General features: G+C 44.5%; 24 protein-coding genes. 7 read left to right on the plus strand and 17 right to left on the minus strand.

Features of this window, described 5'->3' with window-relative positions:
• The first annotated feature begins 200 nt into the window (after positions 1-200).
• Positions 201-1,112, plus strand: coding sequence for a LysR substrate-binding domain-containing protein (locus VFDL14_RS19650; RefSeq protein ID WP_050487315.1), 912 nt, complete (start codon positions 201-203; stop codon positions 1,110-1,112).
• Positions 1,113-1,245: 133 nt separating this feature from the next.
• Here the strand turns inward: VFDL14_RS19650 and VFDL14_RS19645 are convergent, their stop codons facing one another.
• A complete protein-coding gene (locus VFDL14_RS19645; protein WP_032549337.1) occupies positions 1,246-1,446 on the minus strand; it encodes a DUF4250 domain-containing protein in 201 nt (66 codons plus the stop codon).
• 127 nt (positions 1,447-1,573) lie between these two features.
• Entirely contained in the window at positions 1,574-2,254 is a 681-nt protein-coding gene (locus tag VFDL14_RS19640) for a membrane protein (RefSeq protein ID WP_032549338.1), read from the minus strand.
• Positions 2,255-2,500: 246 nt separating this feature from the next.
• Here VFDL14_RS19640 and VFDL14_RS19635 point away from each other — a divergent pair, with 246 nt between their 5' ends.
• Positions 2,501-4,870: a YgiQ family radical SAM protein gene (locus VFDL14_RS19635; RefSeq protein WP_084181808.1), complete on the plus strand. Its 2,370-nt coding sequence runs from the start codon at positions 2,501-2,503 to the stop codon at positions 4,868-4,870.
• Positions 4,871-5,004: 134 nt separating this feature from the next.
• On the opposite strand, the gene VFDL14_RS19630 is transcribed toward VFDL14_RS19635, so the two are convergent.
• The 3 genes from VFDL14_RS19630 to VFDL14_RS19620 are packed head-to-tail and all read right to left on the minus strand — an operon-like array spanning position 5,005 to position 7,935.
• Entirely contained in the window at positions 5,005-5,466 is a 462-nt protein-coding gene (locus tag VFDL14_RS19630) for a GtrA family protein (RefSeq protein WP_050487317.1), read from the minus strand.
• Positions 5,444-6,919 carry an ArnT family glycosyltransferase gene (locus tag VFDL14_RS19625; protein WP_050487318.1) on the minus strand — a complete coding sequence of 492 codons (1,476 nt, stop codon included), beginning with the start codon at positions 6,917-6,919 and terminating at the stop codon, positions 5,444-5,446. Before VFDL14_RS19625 ends, VFDL14_RS19630 begins: the two co-directional genes overlap by 23 nt.
• Complete coding sequence (locus VFDL14_RS19620) at positions 6,916-7,935, minus strand: glycosyltransferase family 2 protein (RefSeq protein ID WP_032549340.1); 1,020 nt, start codon at positions 7,933-7,935, stop codon at positions 6,916-6,918. Before VFDL14_RS19620 ends, VFDL14_RS19625 begins: the two co-directional genes overlap by 4 nt.
• A gap of 129 nt (positions 7,936-8,064) precedes the next feature.
• Between VFDL14_RS19620 and VFDL14_RS19615 the strand changes: the two genes are divergently transcribed.
• The 4 genes from VFDL14_RS19615 to VFDL14_RS19600 all read left to right on the plus strand — a co-directional run bounded on the left by VFDL14_RS19615 (position 8,065) and on the right by VFDL14_RS19600 (position 11,930).
• Positions 8,065-8,742 carry a response regulator transcription factor gene (locus tag VFDL14_RS19615; RefSeq protein WP_032549341.1) on the plus strand — a complete coding sequence of 226 codons (678 nt, stop codon included), beginning with the start codon at positions 8,065-8,067 and terminating at the stop codon, positions 8,740-8,742.
• Positions 8,739-10,010, plus strand: coding sequence for a sensor histidine kinase (locus tag VFDL14_RS19610; protein ID WP_032549342.1), 1,272 nt, complete (start codon positions 8,739-8,741; stop codon positions 10,008-10,010). The genes VFDL14_RS19615 and VFDL14_RS19610 overlap by 4 nt, the downstream gene beginning before the upstream one ends.
• A gap of 145 nt (positions 10,011-10,155) precedes the next feature.
• Positions 10,156-11,082, plus strand: a complete 927-nt coding sequence (locus tag VFDL14_RS19605) for a pyridoxal-phosphate dependent enzyme (protein WP_032549343.1) — start codon at positions 10,156-10,158, stop codon at positions 11,080-11,082.
• A gap of 110 nt (positions 11,083-11,192) precedes the next feature.
• Positions 11,193-11,930 carry a dienelactone hydrolase family protein gene (locus VFDL14_RS19600; protein ID WP_032549344.1) on the plus strand — a complete coding sequence of 246 codons (738 nt, stop codon included), beginning with the start codon at positions 11,193-11,195 and terminating at the stop codon, positions 11,928-11,930.
• Positions 11,931-12,067: 137 nt separating this feature from the next.
• On the opposite strand, the gene VFDL14_RS19595 is transcribed toward VFDL14_RS19600, so the two are convergent.
• The 12 genes from VFDL14_RS19595 to dctP form a co-directional block, all read right to left on the minus strand.
• A complete protein-coding gene (locus VFDL14_RS19595; protein WP_032549345.1) occupies positions 12,068-13,321 on the minus strand; it encodes a D-amino acid dehydrogenase in 1,254 nt (417 codons plus the stop codon).
• 249 nt (positions 13,322-13,570) lie between these two features.
• Complete coding sequence (locus tag VFDL14_RS19590; protein WP_032549346.1) at positions 13,571-14,560, minus strand: DHH family phosphoesterase; 990 nt, start codon at positions 14,558-14,560, stop codon at positions 13,571-13,573.
• A 58-nt stretch (positions 14,561-14,618) separates the two neighbouring features.
• Entirely contained in the window at positions 14,619-15,425 is an 807-nt protein-coding gene (locus tag VFDL14_RS19585; RefSeq protein ID WP_032549347.1) for an ETEC_3214 domain-containing protein, read from the minus strand.
• A gap of 2 nt (positions 15,426-15,427) precedes the next feature.
• Entirely contained in the window at positions 15,428-15,598 is a 171-nt protein-coding gene (locus VFDL14_RS24625) for a hypothetical protein (protein WP_167332338.1), read from the minus strand.
• Positions 15,599-15,676: 78 nt separating this feature from the next.
• A complete protein-coding gene (locus VFDL14_RS19580) occupies positions 15,677-17,176 on the minus strand; it encodes a transglycosylase SLT domain-containing protein (RefSeq protein ID WP_032549348.1) in 1,500 nt (499 codons plus the stop codon).
• An 84-nt stretch (positions 17,177-17,260) separates the two neighbouring features.
• On the minus strand, positions 17,261-17,872 hold the full coding sequence (locus VFDL14_RS19575; RefSeq protein WP_032549349.1) for a lipoprotein: 612 nt from the start codon (positions 17,870-17,872) through the stop codon (positions 17,261-17,263).
• Positions 17,873-17,875: 3 nt separating this feature from the next.
• Positions 17,876-18,883: a hypothetical protein gene (locus VFDL14_RS19570; RefSeq protein ID WP_032549351.1), complete on the minus strand. Its 1,008-nt coding sequence runs from the start codon at positions 18,881-18,883 to the stop codon at positions 17,876-17,878.
• A gap of 50 nt (positions 18,884-18,933) precedes the next feature.
• On the minus strand, positions 18,934-19,917 hold the full coding sequence (locus tag VFDL14_RS19565; RefSeq protein WP_050487319.1) for an LPP20 family lipoprotein: 984 nt from the start codon (positions 19,915-19,917) through the stop codon (positions 18,934-18,936).
• Positions 19,918-20,677: 760 nt separating this feature from the next.
• Positions 20,678-21,463 (minus strand): HAD-IIB family hydrolase, encoded by a 786-nt coding sequence (locus VFDL14_RS19560; protein WP_032549352.1) that lies wholly within the window; start codon positions 21,461-21,463, stop codon positions 20,678-20,680.
• Between the two features lie 35 nt (positions 21,464-21,498).
• The gene (locus VFDL14_RS19555) at positions 21,499-22,782 is read right to left on the minus strand and encodes a TRAP transporter large permease (protein WP_032549353.1); all 1,284 of its coding nucleotides are present in this window, start codon (positions 22,780-22,782) and stop codon (positions 21,499-21,501) included.
• Between the two features lie 9 nt (positions 22,783-22,791).
• Entirely contained in the window at positions 22,792-23,256 is a 465-nt protein-coding gene (locus VFDL14_RS19550) for a TRAP transporter small permease (protein ID WP_032549354.1), read from the minus strand.
• 102 nt (positions 23,257-23,358) lie between these two features.
• Complete coding sequence (gene dctP, locus VFDL14_RS19545; RefSeq protein ID WP_032549355.1) at positions 23,359-24,372, minus strand: C4-dicarboxylate TRAP transporter substrate-binding protein; 1,014 nt, start codon at positions 24,370-24,372, stop codon at positions 23,359-23,361.
• A gap of 243 nt (positions 24,373-24,615) precedes the next feature.
• Here dctP and VFDL14_RS19540 point away from each other — a divergent pair, with 243 nt between their 5' ends.
• Entirely contained in the window at positions 24,616-25,320 is a 705-nt protein-coding gene (locus VFDL14_RS19540) for a glycerophosphodiester phosphodiesterase family protein (RefSeq protein WP_032549739.1), read from the plus strand.
• The last annotated feature ends 3 nt before the right edge of the window (positions 25,321-25,323 follow it).

Raw genomic sequence — 25,323 nt, forward strand, 5'->3', positions numbered from 1 at the left:
GGCTAAACTATCTCGCCAAACGTCTTTGTGAACAATCTCCAAATATTCAACTTGTTTATTAGAAAACCTCATGTTCATTAATTCACACATGAGAAAACCGAAAACATTTAGACGTCCAGATGTTTACACATCCACAAAAACGACGTAGGGTAGTTATTAAGAAATATTGAACATCAGCTTAGGAACTATGAGGATTACTCATGATAGAGCTCAAACATCTGCGAACATTGACCACATTGCGTGATAGTGGCTCTTTAACAGCGACCGCGACATCACTGCACCTGACGCAATCTGCGTTATCGCATCAATTGAAAGATCTTGAGGCTCGCGTGGGTGGGCAGCTTTTTTTGCGTAAAACTCGCCCAGTTAAGTTCACCTCCGAGGGTGAAATACTGCTCAGACTGGCGGATGAGGTGTTACCGAAACTGGCAAAGGCGGAGAATGAACTGGCCAGTCTTAAGGAAGATGTTAACGGCAGGCTCCATATGGCGATTGAATGCCACTCCTGTTTTCAGTGGTTAATGCCAGCACTTAAAGAGTATCAAGTGACTTGGCCAAGCGTGACCCTCGACTTCTCATCTGGCTTTGGCTTTGAGCCTTTACCTGCTTTGATGGCAGGAGAACTGGATCTAGTGATCACTTCCGATATCCAGCCTAGATCTGAGGTTCACTATGAGCCGCTGTTCGATTTTGAGATGCGTCTGATCACGGCAATTAGCTCTCCCCTTGCTGAGAAAAAAGCAATTCAGCCAGAAGACTTGGTCGATCTAACGATGCTCTCCTACCCAGTTCAGAAACAGCGTCTGGACGTGGTAAAACACTTTCTTCAACCAGCGGGTATCGAACCTAAGAAATGGAAACAGGCTGACAATACATTGATGTTAGTACAAATGGTATCTGCAGGATTAGGTGTGGCAGCACTACCGAACTGGGCAATCAGTGAGTTTTCAAGACAAGGATTGATTGCTAGCAAACCGCTCGGGAAAGGGCTATCTCGTCGCCTGTTTGCAGCGGTAAGAAATTCAGACAAAGACAAACGCTACTTACAAGCCTTCTTCAGCACTGCAAGACAACAAAGTAAGAGTCACCTCGATGGAATCAAAGTCGTCTAGCTGACGTGACCTTGTTTGTTATAAAAGGTACTGTTTTAAAAATTCCAAAAACAACAAAGCCACAGACTGAACATCTGTGGCTTTTTAAGCTTTTTAAACTGTTACCATGTTAAACCGTTACCGCGCTATGCAGTTATCTCAGATAAGATTTGAATTGATTGGTCAATGGATCGTACTGGTAGCCGAGCATATCCAGTTTGCCCACCACGCTTTCGATATCCATTTCATACATGCTGACAAGCTCTTCAAAACTATCACATTCAAGACGTAACTTTTCGTTGACGATCCCTAATAGAATAATGCTATCTAGGCTTTTGACGTTGCTTAAATCCATCTCGTACTCCTTACGAACACATCGACTGATTTAAGTTTAGAACGACAATGGTAAACCCGCTTATTAACAGATCACATTTCTCGCTCAATCAAAGAACAATTCGCAACTTTCTAAAGTTCATAAATTGCTAAAGCGCCCAGATTGGCTCTAAGCCCACAACCGACGCGATCAGCATCAGCAAGGCAACAGCAAGCTGGATTTTTTCAGGTGTTTTCGCGAACAACAGATGCCAACACCAGACCACAATCGATGAAATCAACAGGGCAAAGCTGAACAGTAGCGAAGGCACCATAGGTTCCAATACTGCTTCAGAAAGCGAGTAGACGCCAAGCACAGTAGCCAGCACCACCAGCATACCGCTCAAGATACCAGCAACCGGCAAAATACGATGGAATGCCTGAAGGCGCGTTCGTGCAATCGTCAGCAATAGATGAGAGAAGGCGCTACCTAGTAGAACGGTAAGAAGCAGAGATGAGATTAGACCAACTAGAGTTGCCTTTTCGCTCGCTTGAATACCCACATAAGAGAGTGCCAAACCACAAGCCAGATACATCACCCAGATAGGGCCAGCATCACGAGTCTTGTTAGTCTGAACTTGAGAGAAGAAATAGAAGATGGCAAATACCACTAAGAAAGCTTCGACCTTAAGTGATGCAACCGCCAACCAGAGTACGCCGATTGCTGGCAATACCTTATGAATACGACCACGCTGGCCTGGGCAGATATCCCCTTTCACTAAGATCAGCGTAAGGACGAGTTGTGCACCCAATAACATAGGCGCAAGTTGAAGTAATACAGATTCGATCATTGGGATCTACTTATATGGACTTATTTTCGCAGAATGATATCAAAAACTGCTTGGAACACTAATCAAAATCATCAATTTGCTCACTGTCTCGTATCCTTGGTCTATGCTCTTTCCAAGAATCTCCTCTCGACATAGCGATACATAGCTTATTGAGGGAAAGACACTAGAACTATCAGGGGCATGTTCTACTGGCTAGTCAGGGCGCATGCCGCTATAATTCCCGCCTCAAAAATCAGAGGTCGAAATATGTACAGCGATATCACTCCTATTCACGAACACAAAAAATACTGGGCCGAATGCTACGGCACAGCTCCCTTTTTACCAACCAGTAGAAAGGAAATGGATGCTCTTGGATGGGACAGCTGCGACATTATCATCGTAACGGGCGACGCTTATGTCGATCACCCTAGCTTTGGTATGGCGATCATCGGCCGTTTGCTTGAAGCACAAGGCTTCCGCGTAGGTATTATTGCTCAACCAAAATGGGACAATAAAGATGCTTTCATGAAGCTAGGTAAACCAAACCTATTCTTCGGCATTACTGCGGGCAACATGGACTCCATGATCAACCGTTACACCTCTGACCGCAAATTACGTCACGATGATGCTTACACGCCAAATAACGAAGGTGGCAAGCGTCCTGACCGTGCAACACTGGTTTACTCGCAGCGTTGTCGTGAAGCATACAAAGGCACGCCGATTGTTCTAGGTGGTATTGAAGCAAGTCTTCGCCGCGTGGCTCATTACGATTACTGGTCTGACAAAGTTCGTCGTTCTGTTCTTTTCGATGCAAAAGCAGACATCCTTCTATTTGGTAACGCAGAGCGCGCATTGGTTGAAGTTGCACACCGCCTAGCCGATGGCGAAGAGATCGCGAATATGACCAACATTCGTGGTACTGCTGTCAACTTGCCTGCAGCACCAGAAGGTTACAAGATCATCGACTCTTCTCGTATCGAAAAACCAAACAAAGCCTACGTACCGGTTAACCCATACGAGGTTGAAACCCAGTGCGATACAAAGAAAGACGAAGAGCCAAAAGCGCAGCCGATTACGATCCGCCCTTCTCGCCATGATGCGAAAACAACAGCGGTTCGTATCCCTGCGTTTGAAAAGCTTAACAATGACCGCATTCTTTACGCTCACGCTAGCCGTATTCTTCACTTAGAGACGAACCCATACTCTGGTCGTGCTCTGATTCAACGTCACGGTGATCGCGAACTTTGGGTAAACCAAGCGCCAATCCCTCTGACGACAGAAGAAATGGACTACGTATTTGGCCTTGCATACAAGCGTGTCCCTCACCCTATGTACGGCAAAGCGAAGATTCCTGCTTACGACATGATCAAAACGTCAGTTAACATCATGCGTGGCTGTTTCGGTGGTTGTTCGTTCTGTTCAATTACCGAGCACGAAGGTCGTATCATTCAGAACCGCTCAAAAGAGTCTATCTTGGATGAAATCGAAGACATTAAAGAGAAAGTACCTGGCTTTACGGGCACTATCTCTGACTTAGGTGGCCCAACTGCGAACATGTACCGCTTAGGTTGTTCGGACCCGAAAGCGGAAGTGAACTGTCGTCGTCCATCGTGTGTGTTCCCTAAGATCTGTGAGAAACTAAACACAGACCACAAACACACTATCGACCTGTACCGCTCTGCACGTAAAGTGGAAGGCGTTAAGAAGATCATGATCGCGTCTGGCGTTCGTTACGACCTAGCGATTGAGTCTCCAGAATACGTTCGTGAGTTGGTTACACACCACGTTGGTGGCTATCTGAAAATCGCACCAGAGCATACTGAAAAAGGCCCTCTTGATCTGATGATGAAGCCGGGTATGGGTACTTACGACCGCTTTAAAGAGATGTTCGAGAAGTACAGCGCTGAAGCAGGTAAGAAACAGTATCTGATCCCTTACTTCATCTCGGCTCACCCGGGTACAGAAGATGAAGACATGCTAAACCTTGCGCTTTGGCTGAAGAAACACAATTACGAGTGTGACCAAGTTCAGAACTTCTACCCATCGCCAATGTGTAACGCAACGTCAATGTACTACTCAGAGACCAACCCTCTGAAACGCGTTAAGTACAAGAAGCGTGAAGATATTCCTGTGCCAAAAGGAGACCGTCAACGTCGTCTGCACAAGGCACTATTGCGTTACCACGATCCAGAGAACTGGAAACTGATCCGTGAAGCGCTGATCGACATGGGTAAGAAGCACCTAATCGGTGATAAGCCGGGTTGTTTGGTGCCAGAAGAAGACTTTGATGCACAAACACCAGCACAACGTCGTAAGTCTGGTCGTCACGGTGCTCACCGTTTCGCGACCAAGCACAGTAAATCTCAACCGGGTCTAGGCGGCGAGAAGCCACGTAACCATTCAGGCAAAAAACCAGGTGGTAAGAAGCCTAACAGTAACAACGGCCAAGGTAATGGTCATCAGGGCAACGGAAATGGCGGCGGCAACGGTCGTAAACCAGCGAGCGGCTTTATTAAGAAAGGTCCGGGCGGCCAATCTCAAGGAAACGGCAAGCCAAACCGCAACAAAGCAGGCAATGGCCAAGGTGGCAAACCTTCTGGTAACGGAAAGACCCGCCAACGTGCGGCGCAGCGCTAACTCTTCATAACAACGAGAGCTTTCAGTAGCGACGTTAACTTTAAGTAGTTAAGCGACAACCCTTCGCTTTAAATGACAAAAGTCCAAGTGATTTCCCCACTTGGACTTTTTTGTTTCTGTGGCTAGATGAGTGGCTAAGCTTGAGTTTGTTTAAACACCCAAGCCTTGCTGAGTAAGTAGTTACTGACCATTCCAACCAACACCCCGACCGCCATAGCCAAAAACAGCGAGCCATAAAATTCAGGCAGTATTAATGTGAGAGCCTTGAAACATATCAAATTGGGTACAGCCGATATCATTGCGGAGGTCATGAACTTTTGCCACTGCTTAAAATCATCCCTGCGTGACCCTGTCCCTTGGTATTCGAACGTTAGTACTCTGTTACCTATCCAAGTGCTGGTTGCCGCGACTAGAAAGGCCAACATTCTTGCCCACATCACCGACAAATCACCCACAAAATGAAACAGTGCAAAAGCGGCACAATCAACGACAAATCCACCAGCACCAACACATGCAAACTTAATTAGCTGATGATGAGACCTCAATACTCTTTCGATACTTGAGGTCATCGTTCTAAAGTGAAATGGCATTTTCATCGAGAATCTTTACGGCAACGGACTCTGCAACTGCAGTCGAACTCATTGGCTTACAACTGAATAGCGCGCGTTTCTGTTTATCAACGGGTTCTCGCACACAGCTCAATGCATTCTGTGCAATGACCGACTCAACTTCTGCCTTCTTGCCAATTAAGTAGAACTTTTCACTCGTATCTGCCTCTGAGATATCGGTGATTTTTTTGGCTTGTCCTAAGCTATAGAACTGACCCGAGAATGGACGCTTGCCTATGTAGTAACTTGGGGCATCATCCTCAATATGGTTGAAGATAATGCGGTCACTCTTCTCGTTCGCCTTACCAAGGTTCAAGTACACCATGGCAATCATGAGTAGCACAGGTAGCACTAGCGCGACACTTGAGAACCACTTCTTATCTTTCTCTACCACCAGCATTGCTACTAGCAAACCTAATGCTGGAATCCCCGGTAACACGTAAGCAGGGAGAATATTTCCTGCCATAGTGAACAGCAGTAGTGGTGAAATCAGCCAACAAATTAGGAACGAAAATAAGCCACTGTTGGTTTGATTTTGCTCTTTGATCTTCTGGCGACGAGCAAACGCCAGTATTGGCAGTACAATCGACCAAGGAGCTGCCGCTTGAATCCAGAATACCCAAATCATGCCTCGAGCTTCGTCGTGAGCGGAACCATAGAGGTCGCCTTCCCAACCGCTTACAACAAAACGCTTGAAGTGTTCGCCAACGATGAAGTAATCGATAAAACCCGGTGTCGCCATTTCCGCCATAATGTACCATGGCAGCGCAATCGCCATCATTAACGCCAAGCCAGAGACAATTGGAAAACGCTGCCACAGGGCTTTGAATGCACCAGTCAATCCATGTTGTAAAACAAGCCACGGGAAAACCGCGATACCCATGATCACAATCGCGACAGGACCTTTGGCAAGCAGACCGCAAGCAAGACCAATGAAACCGACATAACCCCAAGCATTATTAATACGCTTGCTGCCCTCTCCTTTCCAACACAGGTAGAAGCCGAGCATAGCGATGGTCATAGCCAACGTCAGGGCAATATCCGTCATCACCGCGCCCGCAGCAATCGAGAAAATGCCACACGTTGCCAGTACCACAGCAGCAACCAATGCGCTCTGTCCGGTACGTTTAGCAAAATAGGCGATCAATAAGATAGTGAATACGCCCGCTAGCCAATGAGGAGCACGGACTGCGAATTCACTCAAACCAAACAGCTCGATGCCAGCAGCGCTCATCCAAGTAAACAGTGGCGGCTTACCCCAAAAAGGCACACCGTAGTCAAATTGCGGTGTAAGCCAGTTGCCGGTTTCAACCATCAAGCGAGCCATTTCGCCATAACGTGCTTCAGTAGTATCCATCAACGGATACGTCGCCAGTGACAGCAACCTAAGAATTAGCGCAAAGGCTAATAAATACCACAGATGCGTTCTGTTCAGGCTCATGCTGATTCCTCTAATTTATACGTTGTCTTGAGTGCCGGTTTATCGACAACAGATTGAATGAGATACAAAGGGCGATTTTTGGTTTCGATGAAGATACGGCCAATGTATTCGCCCATCAGACCAATACTAAGAAGCTGGATACCACCAAGCGCCAACTGGACAACCATCATCGACGGATAACCCGTGATTGGCTCACCAAACATCAAGGTTTTAAAGATGATAAACATGCCGTAAACGAAGGCACTAAGAGCGACCATACTGCCAAGCGCGGTTGCGATACGCAGTGGTCGAATAGAGAAAGAGGTGATGCCATCCATCGCCAAGCCAAGCAGCTTAAGGTAGTTCCATTTGGTCTCACCACAAAAGCGTGCATCGCGTTTGAATTGCACTGTGGTTTGTTTGAAGCCAGGCCAAGAGAAGATGCCTTTCATGTAGCGGTTACGCTCTGGAAGCTGATTGATGTGATCGACAACTTCACGGCTTAGCAGACGAAAATCACCCACATTTTCAGGTACATCAATTTTTGCTGCGGCGTTCATTACGCGATAAAAGCTTGCTGCTGAGAACTTCTTAAACCAAGTCTCGCCATCGCGCTGACTGCGCTGCATATTGACAACGTCATAGCCTTCTCGCCATTTGGAAACCATATCTGGAATCAGTTCTGGTGGATCTTGTAAGTCCGCATCCAATAAGATCACCGCTTGACCACGGCAATGTTCTAAACCTGCGCTCATCGCAGACTCTTTACCAAAATTACGTGATAGACCAATGACTGAAATAGAGCTCGCAATTGACTTAAACGACTCCACCAAAGCCAAGCTATTGTCTTTGCTACCATCATCGACATAGACGATCTCACTCGAGATGGGCAATTCATCAAGTACCTTAGTTAAGCGCGAGTGAAATTCGGGCAGTACTTCCTCTTCATTAAAGAAAGGCACAATGATAGACAGCGAGATTGCTGGGCTAATTTGAGGTTCGCTTGAGCGGCGCGAATTGATATGAAGTTCAGTCATAATACGGTCTTCTATTTTTTGATTCCGTAAGCAGACTAACCACCGCCCCATGAAAGTTATGTTATTGACATATTTTTCACGTCAATTCAGGATGATCGTCATAACAAATAAGTCCTAATGAGTAATGAGATGAAACGAGTATTGCTGGTAGAAGATAACCGTGAAATTGCAGGTGTACTGTTCGACTACTTTGAGTGTATTGGCATGGAGCTCGATTATGCTGATAATGGCGAACTCGGCTTACAACTCGCCATGGATAACTCTTTCGATATCATTATCCTAGACTTGATGTTACCTCGCATGGATGGACTCACTGTCTGCAACAAACTCCGCGAGAACGGCAACACCACCCCTATTCTGATGCTCACTGCACTAGATAGCCGAGACGACATGCTCGCTGGGTTTGAACATGGTGCCGATGATTACCTAACTAAACCGTTTGACCTCGATATCCTGGAAGCTCGAATGAAAGCGTTAGTTCGCCGATATCACGGCACCGTAGCATCGAGTAAATTGGTATTTGGTGAAATCAGCATTGACCAAAAGACACGTAAAGCTTATCGACAAGACAAGCTATTGGCTCTCAACCCAACGACTTATACCATCCTTGAGATGTTATGTAAGAGTGCGCCGGATGTGGTTACCCGTGAGGATATCTCCTATAAGCTTTGGGAAGAAGACGAACCCAATAATGATGTCCTACGTAGCCACATTTACCAGCTAAGAAACCAACTAGACAAACCTTTTGACCAACAGATGCTGATTACCGTGCCTAAGATCGGTTTTCGATTGGAGTCCAACTCGTGATATTAAACGTACTGAGCAGCACAAAAAGCCTAACCGGTCGACTCGCCCTGTTCTTTGGGTTGATGGCCGTTATCATTACAGCCTTTGTCTATGCGGTCTTTATCGCTGCTCTGTACCTATCAGAAGACCGAGTCGGTGAAAGACGTATCCTTATCGACCGAAACTATGCCGTCACCCTCTTTGAAGCCGGAGCGCAAGGTGAAGTCCGAATTGATGACCTCACCACCGCTTTCAATGACCCTGCTCTGGTGCCAGATCGCTATCAAAAATATATCGATAACAAAGAGAGTTTTATTGGCGAGGTCGGCGATGAGCCACATTCGCGCATGGTGTATGTCGGAGAGTACTCTCACGAAGGGGTAACCTATCCTCTTATCTTACTCTCTGAAATAGACCGAATAGAATTTGACGTCACAGAGCTTCTCTATGCGACCTCCTTTGTCCTCACATTGTTGGCGATTCTAATCTTCAGCTTTGGGGCACTGCTGTACCGTCTATCTCAACGATTAATCGAGCCATTTAATTCACTGGCAAAACAGTTAGAGAGCAATAAAAACAACCTCAACCAGGAGTTTTCCGTCCAAGAAGGAGCTGCGATTGAGTTTCGCCAACTTACCAACCAGCTCAATGAGTACCGCCGCGAAATCAATGCGCTAGTAAAACGTGAACAAGCTTTCGCCCGCTACTCTAGTCATGAACTGCGCACGCCTCTTACCGTTGCGCGAGGTTCGAACAAACTGCTTCTACGCAGTCAGATGACTGAGTTCCAACACCGCCAAGTAAAACGTGTCGACGATGCAGTCTCTCAAATGTCGGAAATGGTTGACGCGCTGCTAGGGCTAGTACGTTATGAACGAAATCAAGACGACGCGCCAATTCGCCTGTTCAGCCAGCAAGAGCTCGAACAGATCATTGCGAAGAACTCTGCACAAGCGAGCGAAAAGCAAGTAGATGTGACACTGGAAGTTGAAGGTGAGCCCAGCATTCGAGCCACCAGCGCAATACTTAATATGTTGATTGGCAACCTGCTGAGAAACGCCATTGCTGCCACCAACCGTGGCAAAGTGGAAATCACACTGACCCAGCATTTGATCAGTATCCATGACCAAGGTGAAGGGTTGACTGAACAGTACAACCCAAGTGGACACGGCTTGGGGTTGCTAATCGTGGAAGATCTCTGTAACCGATACCATTGGGATTTTGAGCTCGTTAATCATCAAGATGGTGGCTGCGTGGCACTGGTGGTATTTGACCAACAACCACAATGATTTCAATCTCACACTAAACGCACAAGACCCGATGTTTGGGTGAACTATCCACCCAAACATTGATTCAAACGGTTTACTTGAACTGCCAGTTACCTGATACTGCGCCTCCAAATGTTCAACATGTGCCCCGTAGCCCCCATCCGACATGAAACTCAACAATAGCCCCATCACCCAACACCAATTCAATGGCCGCACTTTCTTTTTAAAGCGTGATGATCAATTGCATACCCATTTTTGTGGCAACAAAGCGCGTAAGTTCATGCAGCTTCTTGAAGAAGAGCATCCGAACATCACGACATTGATCTGCTATGGTTCTGCCCAAGCAAACTCGTTGTTATCACTGGCTGCACTGGCAAAGATAAAGGGTTGGAATTTGGAGTTTTACGTTGACCACTTACCTCAATGGTTGATTGATAAGCCGATAGGAAACTACCGTGGTGCGTTGGACCTTGGCGCCAAGGTAATCAGCATGCAAGTGGTCGCTAGTGACTTGCACCCAAGAGATTATATCGAGCAAGTCAGACAACCGGGCCCCGATTGTATCGTGCTCCCAGAAGGTGGACGCAGCAAGATGTCTGAGTATGGTGTAAAGCAGCTCGCAATGGAGATCCTAAGCTGGACACGTTTCGAGCCTAAGTATGACTTTGTCATCGCCCTACCAGCAGGCACGGGGAGCACCGCTCTTTATCTCCACAAACATCTTAAAGTGCACAACATTCCCGTCATTACCTGTGCTTGTGTTGGCGGTAATGAATACCTGACAAAGCAGTTTGAAGAACTGGGTGAAAACGATCATCCACAAGTTCTTCCTCTGGAGACCAAGCATCACTTCGGTAAACTCTATCAACGAGATTACCAAATGTGGCTCAACCTCCTAGAAGAGACCGATGTCGAGTTTGATCTACTCTACGACCCTTTGATGTGGCAATGTCTAGAGCAATGGCAACAAGATAACCCAGACAAAACACTGATCTATATTCATCAAGGTGGCTTGCTCGGCAACGAATCTATGCTGCCTCGCTATCAACGTAAATACCCGGAAATGACTGCCAATCAGACACTGGATTGGTAGTCAGTTTCAGTATTGCCTTCGAAGTAATATCTCGTTTTATATTGTCAGCCATGCAGCAGTAAAGTTCTTTTCTATACTTTCCATTGGGAAAATACCTACAGGAAGGACATATGCAGATTAGAACGGCTCTATCTTTACTCAGTGCAGCACTCTGTGCCCCTGTTATCGCTGGCGAAAATATACCTTATACGGTGGATGGCCTGGACTACGAAGGTTATTGGAGCGAATCCAGTGACAATGCGCCATTGGTGCTGCTTGTTCACGACTGGGATGGCTTGACTGACTACGAAAAAAAGCGAGCAGAGATGCTCAATGAACTGGGTTACAACGTATTTGCTGTCGACCTTTTTGGCAAAGGTATTCGCCCAACTGAGGTGAAAGACAAAAAACAACACACGGGTGAGCTCTACAAAGACCGTGAAAAGATGCGTTCACTGCTCGTTGGTGCTGCCGCTCAAGCGGAGAAGCTGGGTGGAAACCTCGATAACAACGTCATGATGGGATACTGTTTTGGTGGCGCTGCCGTCTTAGAAGCGGCTCGGGCTGCGATTCCATCTAAAGCTTATGTCTCTTTCCATGGCGGTCTATCAACACCTGACGGGCAAGACTACTCCCAAACCCCGTCCCAAGTCGTCATTTTCCACGGTACTGCGGATGCCATGATCTCTATGGCGGATTTTGGCAGCCTGGCTGAACAACTGGAATCAGCAAACGTTGAACATGAAATGCTGACGTATAGCGGCGCGCCTCATGCATTCACTGTGTTTGGCTCTATGAACTATCAACTCGAAGCCGACCAGAAGTCTTGGGCTCGCTTTACCGAAGTGCTTGAGTCCGCGACACAATAACTCCACATCCGACATCCCATATACAAAAAAGCGCCTCTCAATAATTTGGAGGCGCTTTTGGATATCTCATTGTTTCACAGAGCTTTTCGTATCTCGTATCTCGTATCTCGTATCTCGTATCTCGTATCTTCAAGATTCTACTGATATCGAGAAACGCTCAGGTCACCACTTTCGACTTCTGGTACTTTTCCACTCACCACACTCGCAAGAATCTTTCCTGAACCACATGCCATCGTCCAACCTAACGTTCCGTGACCAGTATTCGTATAGAGATTACCCACAGGCGTCTTACCTATGATTGGCGTACCATCTGGGGTCATCGGACGTAACCCTGTCCAGTATTCCGCTTTCGCGTGATCACCCGCCTCTGGGAATAGGTCTTTGATCACCATGTCGATGGTTGCTTTGCGCTTCTCTGGAATATCAAAGTTAAAACCTGCCAGCTCTGCAGTACCCGCAATACGGATACGATCGTCAAAACGTGTCATTGCTACTTTGTATGTCTCATCCATCACCGTAGACGTCGGAGCCTTATCTGCATTAACAATCGGTAGCGTTAACGAGTAGCCTTTTACTGGATAAACCGGGACATCTATATCAATCTGCTTCAAAAGCTCTGTCGAGTAGCTTCCCGTTGCCAGAACAAAAGCGTCTGCTTTCAATTCGCCAGCGCTGGTGTTGATGCTCGTTAGCGATGAACCTTCTCGATTCAATGCGTGCACTTCAGTATCAAACATAAATTCAACACCTAAGGCTTTGGCTTTCTCAGTCAGTTCAATACAGAACTTATGGCAATCACCCGTTTCGTCTCCTGGTAAATACAAGCCGCCAACAAGCTTGTCTTGAACTGATTTAAGCCCTGGCTCAACTTTAATACACTCTTCAACATTCAACAAAGAGTGCTCAATTCCACTCTCTTTAAGCAATTTCATATCTTGTTGAATCGCTTCCAGTTGCTTAGCATCACGGAACACTTGGAGCGTTCCTTGCTGGCGACCTTCATAATCAAGGTGCTCGGTTTCACGGAGCTCTGTTAAACAGTCTCGGCTGTAATTCGCAATGCGTAACATGCGAGATTTATTGATAGCGTATTTTGCAGGGCTGCAGTTAGACAACATCTGAGTTGCCCACTGAATCAAAGCAGGCGATAGAGAAGGTTTCACTTTCAGCGGTGCGTGCTCTTGCGTCAGCCATTTAAGAGCCTTGACGGGGATACCGGGCGCAGCCCAAGGTGATGAATAGCCATAAGAGATTTGACCTGCATTGGCAAAGCTGGTTTCTTTACCACTGCTATCTTGACGATCGATGACCGTTACCTTGTGCCCTTCTTTGGCCAAATACCAAGCACTAGTTAATCCAATCACACCACTACCAATCACAATCACTTCCATTGCTCTGCCCCTGTATTTAGCAACATTTTCGTAACTTGGGGACACTTTATGAAGCGAGCGTTGACTTAACAATATTGACAGCGTTGACTAAAAGTCATTTATAGAGAATAAACACCTAATTCACTGATTATGTGTATTTTTTCTACGCAAAATTGCGGTTGAAGAATACAAAAACACCGCTGAAACTTATGTTATCAGCGGTGTCAGCAAACTTGGTAAGGCAATAATAAAGGCCGCAAAGTACGTAAATTATGATGCTTTAGCAGCATCCAGAACAAGACTCGGACGAATCAGCTCATAAAGACAATCGAGCTCCTCACCTGAGCGAAACTTTCGTGGGATCATGCCTGCTGCCATATGCGGGTGTCCTCCCCCAAAGCCAATGCCTTTTTCATTCAACGCTTTCTGAATTATTTGAGCGACGTTGTTTTCTGAACACTCTGAGCGTAGTGAGATAAATGTCTTTTCACTGGTTCTTGCGGTAAGCACAATGATATCGAGTTCATCAACACTAAGAAGAAAATCTCCCAAAACCCCCAACATGTTTTTTGGACAACCTTCAGGCAGAACCGCAAACGCAGCGTTTTTCTCGCGACGCATGCTGGCAAGCATAGAATTAAACAACTGTAGTTCTTCAAACTGAACTTGGTTTCTACAAATCTTATTAACGATCGCGTTATCCGCTTTGGCTTGCAAATACGCAAGCGCCTTAAGATCAGCAGCGCCTACACTTCGAGTAAAGTTGGCAGTATCAAAACTCAAACCTACCAATAATGCAGTAGCGACTCGTTTAGGCATATTTATTGAGAAATACAGGTAATACTCGACCATCATAGTAGCGGTCGCACCATAGTTTGAACGAATATCGCTATACCAAACCGACTCTGGCGCTTCCACTTGGTGATGATCGATAACGCCAACCTCTTCACCGGTGAAATCAGTGATGTTTTTCTCACCAATACAACCATCAACAACGATAATTTTGTCATCTGGCTCTAGGTGTAGATCTTCTGGCTTATGCACGGGAATCTCTAACCAATCAATGAGATTTCGCAGTGATACTCGATCAATGTGCCCTTTAAAGGTAATGAAAGGGTTCAAACCTTGTGTTTTCAGCAGGTATGCCAAGGCATAAGCCGAAGAGATCGCATCATGGTCTGGGAAATCATGAGCTTGAACAATCACCCTTTTGTTCGCTTTAAGTTTATTTACGAAAGCTTCGAATTCAATATTTGCCATTATTAAACTGCTCATAAAAAACTAGCCCCCGAAGAGGCTAGAGAGAAGGTAAGATGTTCTAAATCTTATGAATTAATCGGTATTCGGTATTAGACAGAATCGCTTCTTCTAGTGCACCTACACCCAACGTACTGTATCCATAAAAATTCGGCTTCGCGTTGCTACGCAAAGACTGAACGCTTTCTACAACGTTCTCATCCATTGTTAAGGCGTCTACTACTTCCGAAAGCAGCTTCCTGTTCTCTTGTGACATCGGCGAAATAAACTCACTCGCACCACTGATTGATGAGTACAAGTAGCCAAATTCGCCACCATTATTCTCTTCAATATAGTAGTTGCCTGTTCTTGCAAACGATGCACGGATCTCATTGACACTTTCAATAGAACTAAACGTCTGCGCAAAAAACTCAGAACCACCTGCATGCTCTAATGTTTCTGGAGCAAAGCCTTCATTTGGGAAGACCAGATATGCGACGATCGCATTATCTCGAGTAATCGCAGAAAGGATGAAGTTATCGTCCTGGTAGTACTTAATCACATCATCCGTTGTCGCGCGCTTAATATAAACAGGCGCGCCAAATGTTTGGTCTAAGATTTCGGCAGATGAACGAATATAGATTTTGTCCAACTTTCTATGCGATGGAATGTCTGTCATTTGAGAAAGACCAAAATCGAACATCTTTTCTAGCGCATCAAAGCTGTCATTAAAGCCACCCAAAGCAATGGAAATAACCGACACCAAGCCGATAGTGCGTGCTATACCGCCCTTTTTCTGCTCTTCCAACAACGACTCTTGAGTGTCTTGAAGTTCTTGTAACTCTTCCTGTATATCTTTTTGAATATCCTTGTTTTGCTCTTCAGACATTTTTAACCTTTGATCTCGTCGATTTTATCCATTAGCGCATCTGTACCGTCTTCAGCTTTCTCTTGAACTCGCTCAAAAGCATCCGTGTCCATGATGCTTTCAATTTCATCGCTGTAATTAAGGCCAAGATAGATACCGACAACGATAAATACTAAAGCGAAAATTTTAAACATTGCTACTCTCAATTCATTAACGGGTAAACCAAGTACATGCCAATGACATGTGCTTGGTTGTTTTGCTTACCCAATTTATTACTTATACAAAGCGATACGACTGTTTACTTTCTTCAAGTAATTTTTGGTTTCGTCGTACGGCAGATTAACCACTAGCTGGTCATAGACTTGTTGAGGCGTCAGCTGATTGATAATCTTCGACGCTTTGCCAATACTGGTGGAACGATCTTTATTGAACGCTCTAGCCACATTACCCGCACCAGTGTTATATGCGGCAATAACACAGTACAAACGACTTTCGTCATTCTTTATCTTACGAAGATACTTACTGTTTAGGATGTCTAAATAAGCCGTACCTGTTTCTACGTTGATAACTGGTTGATACAGATCCGCCACTTTCATTGGCGCGTCGATATTTCGGACTTGTTTATTAACATCATGACCTGCACTGGTCGGTACCACTTGCATCAAACCAAACGCAGGTACATGTGATTTAGCATCCGGACGGAACGCCGACTCCGAGTGCATGATTGCCATAATCAGTGCAGCATCAACTTCCCAGTTTTTACTCTCTTTCTCAGCCAGCGCACTGTACTTGCTCGCGCGTGCTTTTAAGCTGTTCTCCGGTAGCTTAACTTTGTAACTGATTACCTTTTTCGGCTTAACCGGTGCCTCAGCAACTTCAACGACTGGCTTAGGCTTTAACACTTCTGGCTGTGGCGCTTTATCGACGACCTTTTCCACAACTTTTGGCGGCCGCTTTTCTGTTGGTGTTGGTGTTGGCTCTAGCTTGGCTACCTCTTTTGGTACTTCAACCTTTTCAGCTGCCTTTACGACCCCAACTTCTGGCTCTGGCCGTTTAATTTCAATACCATGTTTGGCACGCATTTCGTCATACAGTTTGGTTTGCGCCGCAATACGCTCCTGAGCCTTTGCCAGTAGTGCCATTTTCTTATTATGAGCACGCTGGTAAATGAAAGAGTCTGGAATACCAGTATCAGATAAAATCAGTCGTTCGGCTTGCACATCCAACTCATTCATCTGGCTTTGTGTCTGTTGGATAACGAAGTCTTTCTCTTCTTGCTCTTTCTCCAAAGAGTAAAGCACCGCGTGGTCTTCTGCTTTGAGATCCGCTAGCTCAACGTTTTGCCCGGCAACCTCAACAGGAATGTTTTTAACAAGCGCTTTGATCTCTTCAGGACTACTATCTTCATCCACCAATACAGATACGGTAGCAGTGTTGGTTTCGTAATCGACTGAAGTTTTCACCTGATCGTCTTGAGAGTAATCCACCTGTTTGGTTTGAGATGAAACCTCACCCTCACCCCATGTCTTGATTAGATCGGTTCTGCGCTCATCGAGGTTATTGGTATATTCATCGCGCCAAGCTTCGTACTCATCCAAATAAGCATTAACGTAAGCATGAAACTCTTTGATCTTGTCTTCTTGAGACTGGCTTGCTTTGGCAACAGCATTGTTTAGCTGCTGCTTTTGATCTTCTGACACAGCAAATGCCTGAGAACTGATAGCTGCCGAAACAACGACAGCTAACAAGGTCTTATTGATCATTTTGTACATAGTTCACTCCCAGAGTGTATAGAGACAAAAGGCCACTCAAATGGCGGCCTTTTTCACTAATACTAATCGCGGTTCCGTTCGCGGTTATTTTTTCAATGCATCGAACGCTGCAGCAAGGTCCGCTGCCGCTTTCTCATTGTTGAATTGATCCCATAGAGCAGAATCTTCACCACCAACTTCATCGATTACTTTGTTCATATTCGCATCGTATGCGGCTTGGTCCATACCGACTAGAACGTACAGGCCACCCGTTGGGCTAGCTTGGCTTACGATAACGCGGCTGTTAGTTAGCGTTTTATTCACGACTGTCTTAGTGATGTTCTCGAATGTCTCTTGAACGTCTTCAGTCACTAGCGTTACACCTTCTGCTGCTGATGTAGAAGTCACACCTTCAGTCGCCGCTTGGAATAGGTTGCTCACGTCAGTTTCAAACTCAGCAGCAAGGTTTACACGAGCATCATTAACTGCGATTTTGCGCATAACGCTCATACCAGCTGCACTCTTCTTAGAGTAACCTTTTGCCGCTGCAGCGATATCGCTTGGAATCACGTCACAAATCCAACCCGGTGCAGATACAGTAGGTGCATCAGGGAAAGTACATGGAGCGAAGTTTTGCGCTTCCTTAACTGTCGCGTTGTTGCTCTGACAGCCAGCTAGAACTGCTACTAGTGAAGTTGCAATAAGTAGTTTTTTCATAGATTAAAATTCGTTCTTTAAGTTTTCGACATGACATGATGGATCCAGCAGAGGGCAGTCAATGCTTGATGCATCTACCTTACTGATGGTTCCTTTCTTAACTTTCAGTGATACTTCTTCATCAATTACCACCCAAGAATACTTGTTAGTTACCGCATTTTGCTCATTATTTACAACGTAGCCTTCACCGATTGGATGTATCTCAGTTTCGCCTTCCATAGATTTCATAGCATTAGAGAACAAAATGTCTGAGCCTGGTTTGATCTTTTGATTTTTACCCATCGCAATGCGTACTTGTGTGCCCGCTTCACATTGGCGCATCTCAAGAACAGGAGCACTTGCCGCTAGCATTTTGTTGAGTTCAGTAGAGTAATTTACCGCTTCTGCTGCAGCTTTAGCCGCCATGGAGCCATAAGTCGCGTTACTAACAGGACAACGTGAGTTATTTGTTTCCGTAGACGAATACTCGTCGCCTTCAAGCTTGATTCGTTTAACAACTTCCATACTTGGCAGTACAACAACTTTTGCTACCGCTTCTACGTCAAAGTCGTAGCTACATGAAGGCGCGATTTCCACCGTTTCACCATCATCGTTTTTATATGTGCGGCGCTCGCTAAACGATGTACTTAGGTCAGCGTGCGTAACCTCCGTAATGATCGCGTAATCGGCGATTGGTACACCTTTAGTGCTTAGGCGACCGCTCTGCTCGGCCAGTTTAATTTCACCTTTTACTTTGTTGGCAATTTTGCGATCAACAAGGTTTGCACCTGTCTCGTCAATCTGTGTCTCTAATGCATTTCGCATCGCAGACTGAATTTTCTTCGAAGCAGAGTTTTCAAAATCAATGTCGACAGGAAGAACAACAACCTTCATATTCTCTGAAGATGGGATTTGAATTTCAGCAGTTTCAATATCTACACGCGTATCAGGAGTACAAACAACATCTTCCTTGATAACACAGCCAGTTAAACCAGTGATTACTGCACTAGCCATTAACGTTTTCTTTAACATCTATTCTCTCCCGAATATGTTTATTTTATTTCTTTAAGATAAGGAGTTTGCTATTTGATTAAGCCCAGCGCAGTCCAAATCCCTTTCTCTTTTATTTGCTCATCAAAGTGGCGAGCAGCCCCTTCGTCGGCATATTTGTAACTGGTAACAGAGTTGCCCGTAGAGATAATTTCACTACGAGACACTGTTTTAGATTTCTTGTTTATAATTTTGATATTAGAGACCAAGGTTGAAATATACGCGTCTCCGACTTTGTTTCTTCGACGCTCAGAATCCACTTTCAACACATGAGTTTGGTTTTTATTCTTTGAAGTTGAGGTCGCGATATTGAACTCTGATAACTGGTTCCCCAACAGTTCAATTGCTTTTCTCGACTCTCTATCTGAAGAGAGACGGATGTTAATTTGGCTGCTTAGTTTTTGGTGTGTAATAGTTAGCTGTTCAATTGCACTGATGTCAGCGTTATAACTAGGCTTTAGAGATGAAAGCATTGCGATACGCACAGAAGCATCGTGTTCAGTTTGATAAACACTGCGATTGTCTAACCACCACAGTAATTTGTCTTCGTGAGAAAGTGCATCAAGTTCGATTTGAGATTTACGGTTTAGGTCTTTTATTTCGCGAATCAACTGTTGAGTCACGAGTGATCTTTTAACTCTTACTTCGACAAACGCACCAAGATCATTCTCTTCCATTTGTAAATATTCGATACCATTCAAAGTCAAGGATTCAGTCTTAGTATTAACTTTGTTGTCAACTAGACTATTTGAAAAACCCTTACCATTAGTTTCTCGAACTGTGTCTCTCATGTAGAAAGACGACTCGACTTGAGTCCATAACTTTTCGTTGATGTTGTTTACAGCGATTTTTTTAGCATGAGATAGAGTTCGCGCTTGAGAAACTGCATAAATGTACTCATCACTGTCTGCTTGGGGCTTCAGATACCATTCCGGTTTTGTAGATTGACAGCCAGAAAGAACAAGCAACGCGAATAGCGCTATGAAAAAGCGAACTATTTTTTTATTTGAAGACATTTGGAACCAATATCGAAAAAGTTTGTCGCAATCTTATATCCTCAAAATTAAACATTCAAACAGCCAAATTTATAGTTCGATTCATATTTGAGCGAAATATGTTTATTTTCTATTGATTTCACGCATCAAATTTATACAAACCTTCCGTTAATTAACAAAAAAGACAATACAAAGTCTTGATTTTGAGACAGTTGATGTAAATTATAAATTACACAATAACCATTTGTTTTCCATTGATAAAAACGTGAACAAAGTCTTAAAAAAACTGAATTTCAGTTCAAAAAAAACACATAACTTTGACTAAAAAGGTGATATTTATTCAATAAAAGTGAGACGCTGATCTCAATGATAAGTTTGATATTAACAGCAGATTTTTGCCTCTCCCCCAAATAAAGAGACCAGGCAGATACTAGAAAAAATTAAATTCCATTAATAACAATAATGTTAATAAATCACTATCGCGGGATTTACAGGAATGAGATGACTACTTTTCACACCAATATTGATAAAAATGAAAATAAACCCTAATTAAATGGATAATAGAAATACAGGCTAGTAGTCGACGAATAATGAGAGGATGTAGATATTGTGGGAGGATAAATTATTTTGATCTTCTATTTAAATCGAACTAAGAAGCGAAATAAAACACTAATCAAAAATGAATTCTTATTAAAAACAACCTTCATAGACAGAAAGCACAGATACTACCTTAAGGGTAGTTTCACTTTTGTCTATGAAGAGTTTGCGCATGTCTGTCTGACTATTTTAACGCGAGTAACTTGTCCGTAAACTCAGCAAAACCATATCCACCCGGTTGAGTCATCACAACGACTGGGTGGTGTTCAAGGCGTTGCCAATAGTGCTGAATGTTCGCTACCCCAACACTATTTGGTAATGCTTCAAACATGTATTGATCGTTCATAGAGTCACCAACATAACAACTATGTTTGAGTATTTCTTCGGGTGATAAGCCCTTTTCCTCTAGAAAAGCCGTCGCAGTCGCTTTCTTAGAGTGCTCTCCGTACCATGCATTGATATGAATCGAACTGGCAGTTGCATGAGCGCCCAATGTACGTATTTTTGCAACTACCTCTTCAATAATGTTCTCATCGACACGTGGGCGATTCTGACCGATATCAATAGCGACTTCACACAGTCTGTACGATTGATCCAACGTCAACTCAAGATCTGGGTATTCGTTCAAAATTGCTAACACTTGCTGTTTGAGCAGTTGTTGTTTCTCACTGATCACGCTTAACGGCACACTTGAGCGAAGGGTAAGGAAACCATTTTTCTTTTCCATAATAAAAGCGCCATTCTCACCAAGCACGGCATCAACAGGCCAAAGTTGAGCAATATGATCGCACCACCCCGCGCAGGCACCCGTTACCGCAACCACTTTTTTGCCCGCTTCTCGAAGCTTTTTCAATGCGATCAGTGTTTCAGGTGGCAGTTCACCATTCCAAGTCAGAGTGTCATCGACATCTGTTAAAACCCAATCTACGCTTTTCCAATTCTGATTTAATTCATTCGTTACCGAATTCATTTTTACACCTCTAAATAATGATTAACGACACAGTGTTAAAGCAAATTCGGTAAGAACATCACCACGCTCTCTGAGAACGTCAGCAACATTAATACCGCTAACAGTGCTAGCAACAGGGGAGCCACTTCTTTAACGAAGTCGACCATACGAACTTTCAATATTGAGCAGACCGTAAACATCATGGAGCCGAATGGTGGAGTGACACCACCAATCATAATATTCACAATCACGATAATGCCGAAGTGAACCGGATTGACACCCAAGTTCAATACCGCTGGAAGCAGCAGTGGCGTCAGGATGATCATTGCTGCACCGCCTTCAATGAACATGCCAACCACCAGCAGCAACACGTTGATCAATAACAACAGAACCAGCTTGTTGTCTGTTAGCTCAATCAAAGCCGATGCAACATTGTGGGGGATCTGCTCAAGTGTCATGTAATAACCAAAGACCATCGCACCGATGATAATGAACATCACGCTGCTGGTCCCCTGTACCGTCTCCCGCATAATTTGAGGAATATGTTTGAAACTCAACTCTCTGTAAATAAACGCACCAATAATGACACAAAGTAGAACTGCAATGGCACCGGCTTCCGTTGGGGTAAAGAGCCCAAAGCGCATTCCTAGAATAATGCCGAACGGAATCAACAGAGCGGGCACAGCCTTAAAGAAGTAATGAAGACGTTCTTTGGCTGTCGCCGGCTTCGAACGTGAAGGTTTATAGTTTCGCTTACGAGAGATAAACCAAATGGTGATCATTAAGGACAGAGCCATCAAGAACGCTGGTACATAACCCGCGATAAACATTTGGTGCACGGAAACGTTCGCCAATAGAGCGAAAATAATCAAGTTAATACCAGGTGGAATCACTGGGCTAATACTTGAAGATGCTGCAGTCACAGCTGCAGTAAACGGTAAGTCGTAGCCGCGTTTGGTCATCTCTGGCGCTAAGATTTTTGACTGCATTGCAGCATCGGCGTTCGCTGAACCTGAGATGCCACCCATCAAGGTACTCAGTGCTACGTTGACCTGAGCTAATCCGCCCGTCTTATGGCCAATCATTGAATCGGCAAACGCGAGCAAGCTTTTACTGATCCCCGCATAGTTCATCACCGATCCCACCATAATGAAAAACGGGATTGCCAGTAACGGAAACGACTCCGCCGAACTGATGAACCTCTGCATAACCAAGGTCACGGGAATCGAATTATTGATAAATAGGAAATAGACCATTGCGGACGATATCAGGGAGAACGCAATCGGAATGTTCAGCAGGAAAAGAGCAAAAAGAATAAAAATTGGAAGATAGCTTTCCATCGAGAGTACCTACTGCTTAGAACTTTTTAAAGAAGCTACATCGTCCACGATAAATTTAACGGTGTGGATAGCCATCAAAGAAAAACTGAGTAACAGCACGCCATTTATAGCAAAGTAAGACATCCCCATTACTGGCGTGACTTTGCTAGAGAGCATCAAATACTGATAACTAAGAACTGACATCAAAATGTTGATACCCAATAGGAATACCGAGACCCCTAGTTTAAAAATGCGTTTGGGACGCGTTGGTAACATGGCCACAATCACATCCACTCCCATATGAAGTTTGTGCTTGTAGCATGAGCTGATGCCCAGATAGACAGCCCAGATAAAACAGATCACTGAGAGCTCTTCGCTCCAAGGTACAACAAAGCCAAATCCATAGCGTAAAACCACATTAACGATCACAACGAGCACTGTGATTGAAATAGCAATCGACGCTAAGATTTCTTCAAGGTTTCTTAATAAAAACAAGAGATCCTCCTAGATTTACTCGCTATAAATGCTGCAAGCAAACAGGAATCAAGCGACCCAAAATTATTGAGTCGCTAGTGTTAACAAATGGAATTTTAATCGTTATTGAGCCGCACGAATCGTCTCAAGTTCTTTCATGATGGTCGCGTGAACACCTTCGCTCCAAGTGGGGAACTGGTTGTAAACGTCTGCCGTCAGCTGGTTAAACTCTTCAGAGTTCACTTCATTAAACGTCACACCCAGTTCTTCTAGCTTCTGCTTGTATTCTTCATCAAGTTTAACCAGTTCTTGAGTGTTAGATTCAACACCCGCTGCTAGCTCTTCGTTGATAATGGCTTGCTGTTCTGGCGTGAACTTATCCCACAACGTTGGAGAAATGTAGATGCCAACAGAGCCAAGGAAGTGCTTAGTTAGCGACATGTTCTTAGCAACTTCGTAGATCTTCGTCGAGTACATAGTCAAGATAGAGCCTTCTAGACCATCAACAACGCCTTGCTGAACACCAGCGTATGTTTCTGGGAAAGGAAGAGAAGCCGGCGCTGCGCCCATAGCAGAGAGTGTACTAATAAACAGTTGGCTTTGTGGTACACGAATACGCATCCCCGCCATGTCTGAAGAGTTAACAATCTCTTTATTGGTGATCATATGACGGAACCCAAACATATAGTCCGCGTTTAATACCTTAATGCCCTTCTCTTCAGCTTGCTGCTTAAGACCTGCGACATAGTCTGTGTCCATCATTGCCAAGTATTCATCGTAAGAGTTGTACAACATAGGACCCGCAAGGGCTGCAAAATCAGGAACGTAATCGCCAAGGTAAGTCAGGTCTTCCACGGCAATCCAGTTAGCACCATTTACGACCTGCTCTAGGTTGTCTTTATAAACTGGTAGTTGGCCACCAGGGAAAACTTTAATGTTAACTGAGCCATCAGTGCGTTCACGAATCTTGTCCGTCACCTTCACTAGTTCTTGCGTTAGAAGCTCATTCTGAGTGAACACCAGGCTCATATTGATATCAATCGGTTCAATCTTCGCTTCTGTTGCTGCTTCATCTGCCTGACCACAACCGACAAGAAGCGCTGCGGCTGTCATTACTGTTCCTATTAGCTTTTTCATTTTGAATCCTTTGTTTTGGATGTGTAACTTCAATTGAGTATAGAAGGCTAAATTTTGGTTGAGTATGCGATTCAATTATTACATTCATATGAACATAAAAATGTTTATTTGAACATTACATAAAACATGACCTTGCCCATAAACGCAAATCTTGTTGCTAAACTTTCATATAGATAGTAATAAATCTGTAATGATAGAGAGATAATGTTCACTCAACTTTCAAATGAACAATTAGATATTGATATGATCACAGGCCATCGCGGTGCAGCACTTTTAGCACCAGAAAATACATTGGTAAGTATTGAACGAGCAGCCCAAGCAGGCGCCAAGTGGGTAGAGATTGATACTCAGCTAACTGCGGATAAAATCCCAGTCGTTATGCATGATGAAACTGTTGATCGTTGTACTAACGGCACTGGTAAATTATCCGAACTGACACTCGCAGATATTCAAGCCTTAGATGCTGGTAGTTGGTTTGGTAAAGAATTCGAAGGGGTTACGATTCCTACCTTGGAAGAAGCGATGCTCAAGTGTATGGAGCTTGGGGTAACCTTAAACCTCGAATTAAAGGTCTACAACCAACACACAACACAAGCACTAACCGATGAGGTGCTTGCGGCTGTTGAACGTATTAATTACCCGCTAGATAAATTGTTGTTTTCAAGCTTCAACCAAGATGTGTTGGCTCAATGCAAAGCATATTACCCTCAAGTAAGACGCGGTTTTATCTGCGATCAGTGGTCTCAGGACAGTTTAAACGCGCTTCTGTACTTAGACCTTTATAGTATCCATATCGACCACCAGCTACTCGATATTTCCATCGCCGATGAGATAAAAGAATCGGGTATAATCCTCAAAGTATGGACACTCAATGAACCATCGAAAGCGAAAGGATTCTATGAGATGGGTGTCGACAACATCATTACCGACATGCCGAACCAATTTTAGTGA

The organism is Vibrio fortis (genome assembly GCF_000695685.1).
Lineage (GTDB): Bacteria > Pseudomonadota > Gammaproteobacteria > Enterobacterales > Vibrionaceae > Vibrio > Vibrio fortis_A.

Coding starts and splice junctions, on each gene's coding strand:
- VFDL14_RS19615 (WP_032549341.1), top strand. CDS start 8,065: ATGAAACGAGTATTGCTGGTAGAAGATAACCGTGAAATTGCAGGTGTA.
- VFDL14_RS19630 (WP_050487317.1), bottom strand. CDS start 5,466: ATGAAAATGCCATTTCACTTTAGAACGATGACCTCAAGTATCGAAAGA.
- dctP (WP_032549355.1), bottom strand. CDS start 24,372: ATGAAAAAGCTAATAGGAACAGTAATGACAGCCGCAGCGCTTCTTGTC.
- VFDL14_RS19625 (WP_050487318.1), bottom strand. CDS start 6,919: ATGAGCCTGAACAGAACGCATCTGTGGTATTTATTAGCCTTTGCGCTA.
- VFDL14_RS19600 (WP_032549344.1), top strand. CDS start 11,193: ATGCAGATTAGAACGGCTCTATCTTTACTCAGTGCAGCACTCTGTGCC.
- VFDL14_RS19580 (WP_032549348.1), bottom strand. CDS start 17,176: ATGTACAAAATGATCAATAAGACCTTGTTAGCTGTCGTTGTTTCGGCA.
- VFDL14_RS19555 (WP_032549353.1), bottom strand. CDS start 22,782: ATGGAAAGCTATCTTCCAATTTTTATTCTTTTTGCTCTTTTCCTGCTG.
- VFDL14_RS19570 (WP_032549351.1), bottom strand. CDS start 18,883: ATGTTAAAGAAAACGTTAATGGCTAGTGCAGTAATCACTGGTTTAACT.
- VFDL14_RS19590 (WP_032549346.1), bottom strand. CDS start 14,560: ATGGCAAATATTGAATTCGAAGCTTTCGTAAATAAACTTAAAGCGAAC.
- VFDL14_RS24625 (WP_167332338.1), bottom strand. CDS start 15,598: ATGTTTAAAATTTTCGCTTTAGTATTTATCGTTGTCGGTATCTATCTT.
- VFDL14_RS19595 (WP_032549345.1), bottom strand. CDS start 13,321: ATGGAAGTGATTGTGATTGGTAGTGGTGTGATTGGATTAACTAGTGCT.
- VFDL14_RS19560 (WP_032549352.1), bottom strand. CDS start 21,463: ATGAATTCGGTAACGAATGAATTAAATCAGAATTGGAAAAGCGTAGAT.
- VFDL14_RS19540 (WP_032549739.1), top strand. CDS start 24,616: ATGATCACAGGCCATCGCGGTGCAGCACTTTTAGCACCAGAAAATACA.
- VFDL14_RS19645 (WP_032549337.1), bottom strand. CDS start 1,446: ATGGATTTAAGCAACGTCAAAAGCCTAGATAGCATTATTCTATTAGGG.
- VFDL14_RS19640 (WP_032549338.1), bottom strand. CDS start 2,254: ATGATCGAATCTGTATTACTTCAACTTGCGCCTATGTTATTGGGTGCA.
- VFDL14_RS19585 (WP_032549347.1), bottom strand. CDS start 15,425: ATGTCTGAAGAGCAAAACAAGGATATTCAAAAAGATATACAGGAAGAG.
- VFDL14_RS19650 (WP_050487315.1), top strand. CDS start 201: ATGATAGAGCTCAAACATCTGCGAACATTGACCACATTGCGTGATAGT.
- VFDL14_RS19565 (WP_050487319.1), bottom strand. CDS start 19,917: ATGTCTTCAAATAAAAAAATAGTTCGCTTTTTCATAGCGCTATTCGCG.
- VFDL14_RS19605 (WP_032549343.1), top strand. CDS start 10,156: ATGAAACTCAACAATAGCCCCATCACCCAACACCAATTCAATGGCCGC.
- VFDL14_RS19575 (WP_032549349.1), bottom strand. CDS start 17,872: ATGAAAAAACTACTTATTGCAACTTCACTAGTAGCAGTTCTAGCTGGC.
- VFDL14_RS19635 (WP_084181808.1), top strand. CDS start 2,501: ATGTACAGCGATATCACTCCTATTCACGAACACAAAAAATACTGGGCC.
- VFDL14_RS19620 (WP_032549340.1), bottom strand. CDS start 7,935: ATGACTGAACTTCATATCAATTCGCGCCGCTCAAGCGAACCTCAAATT.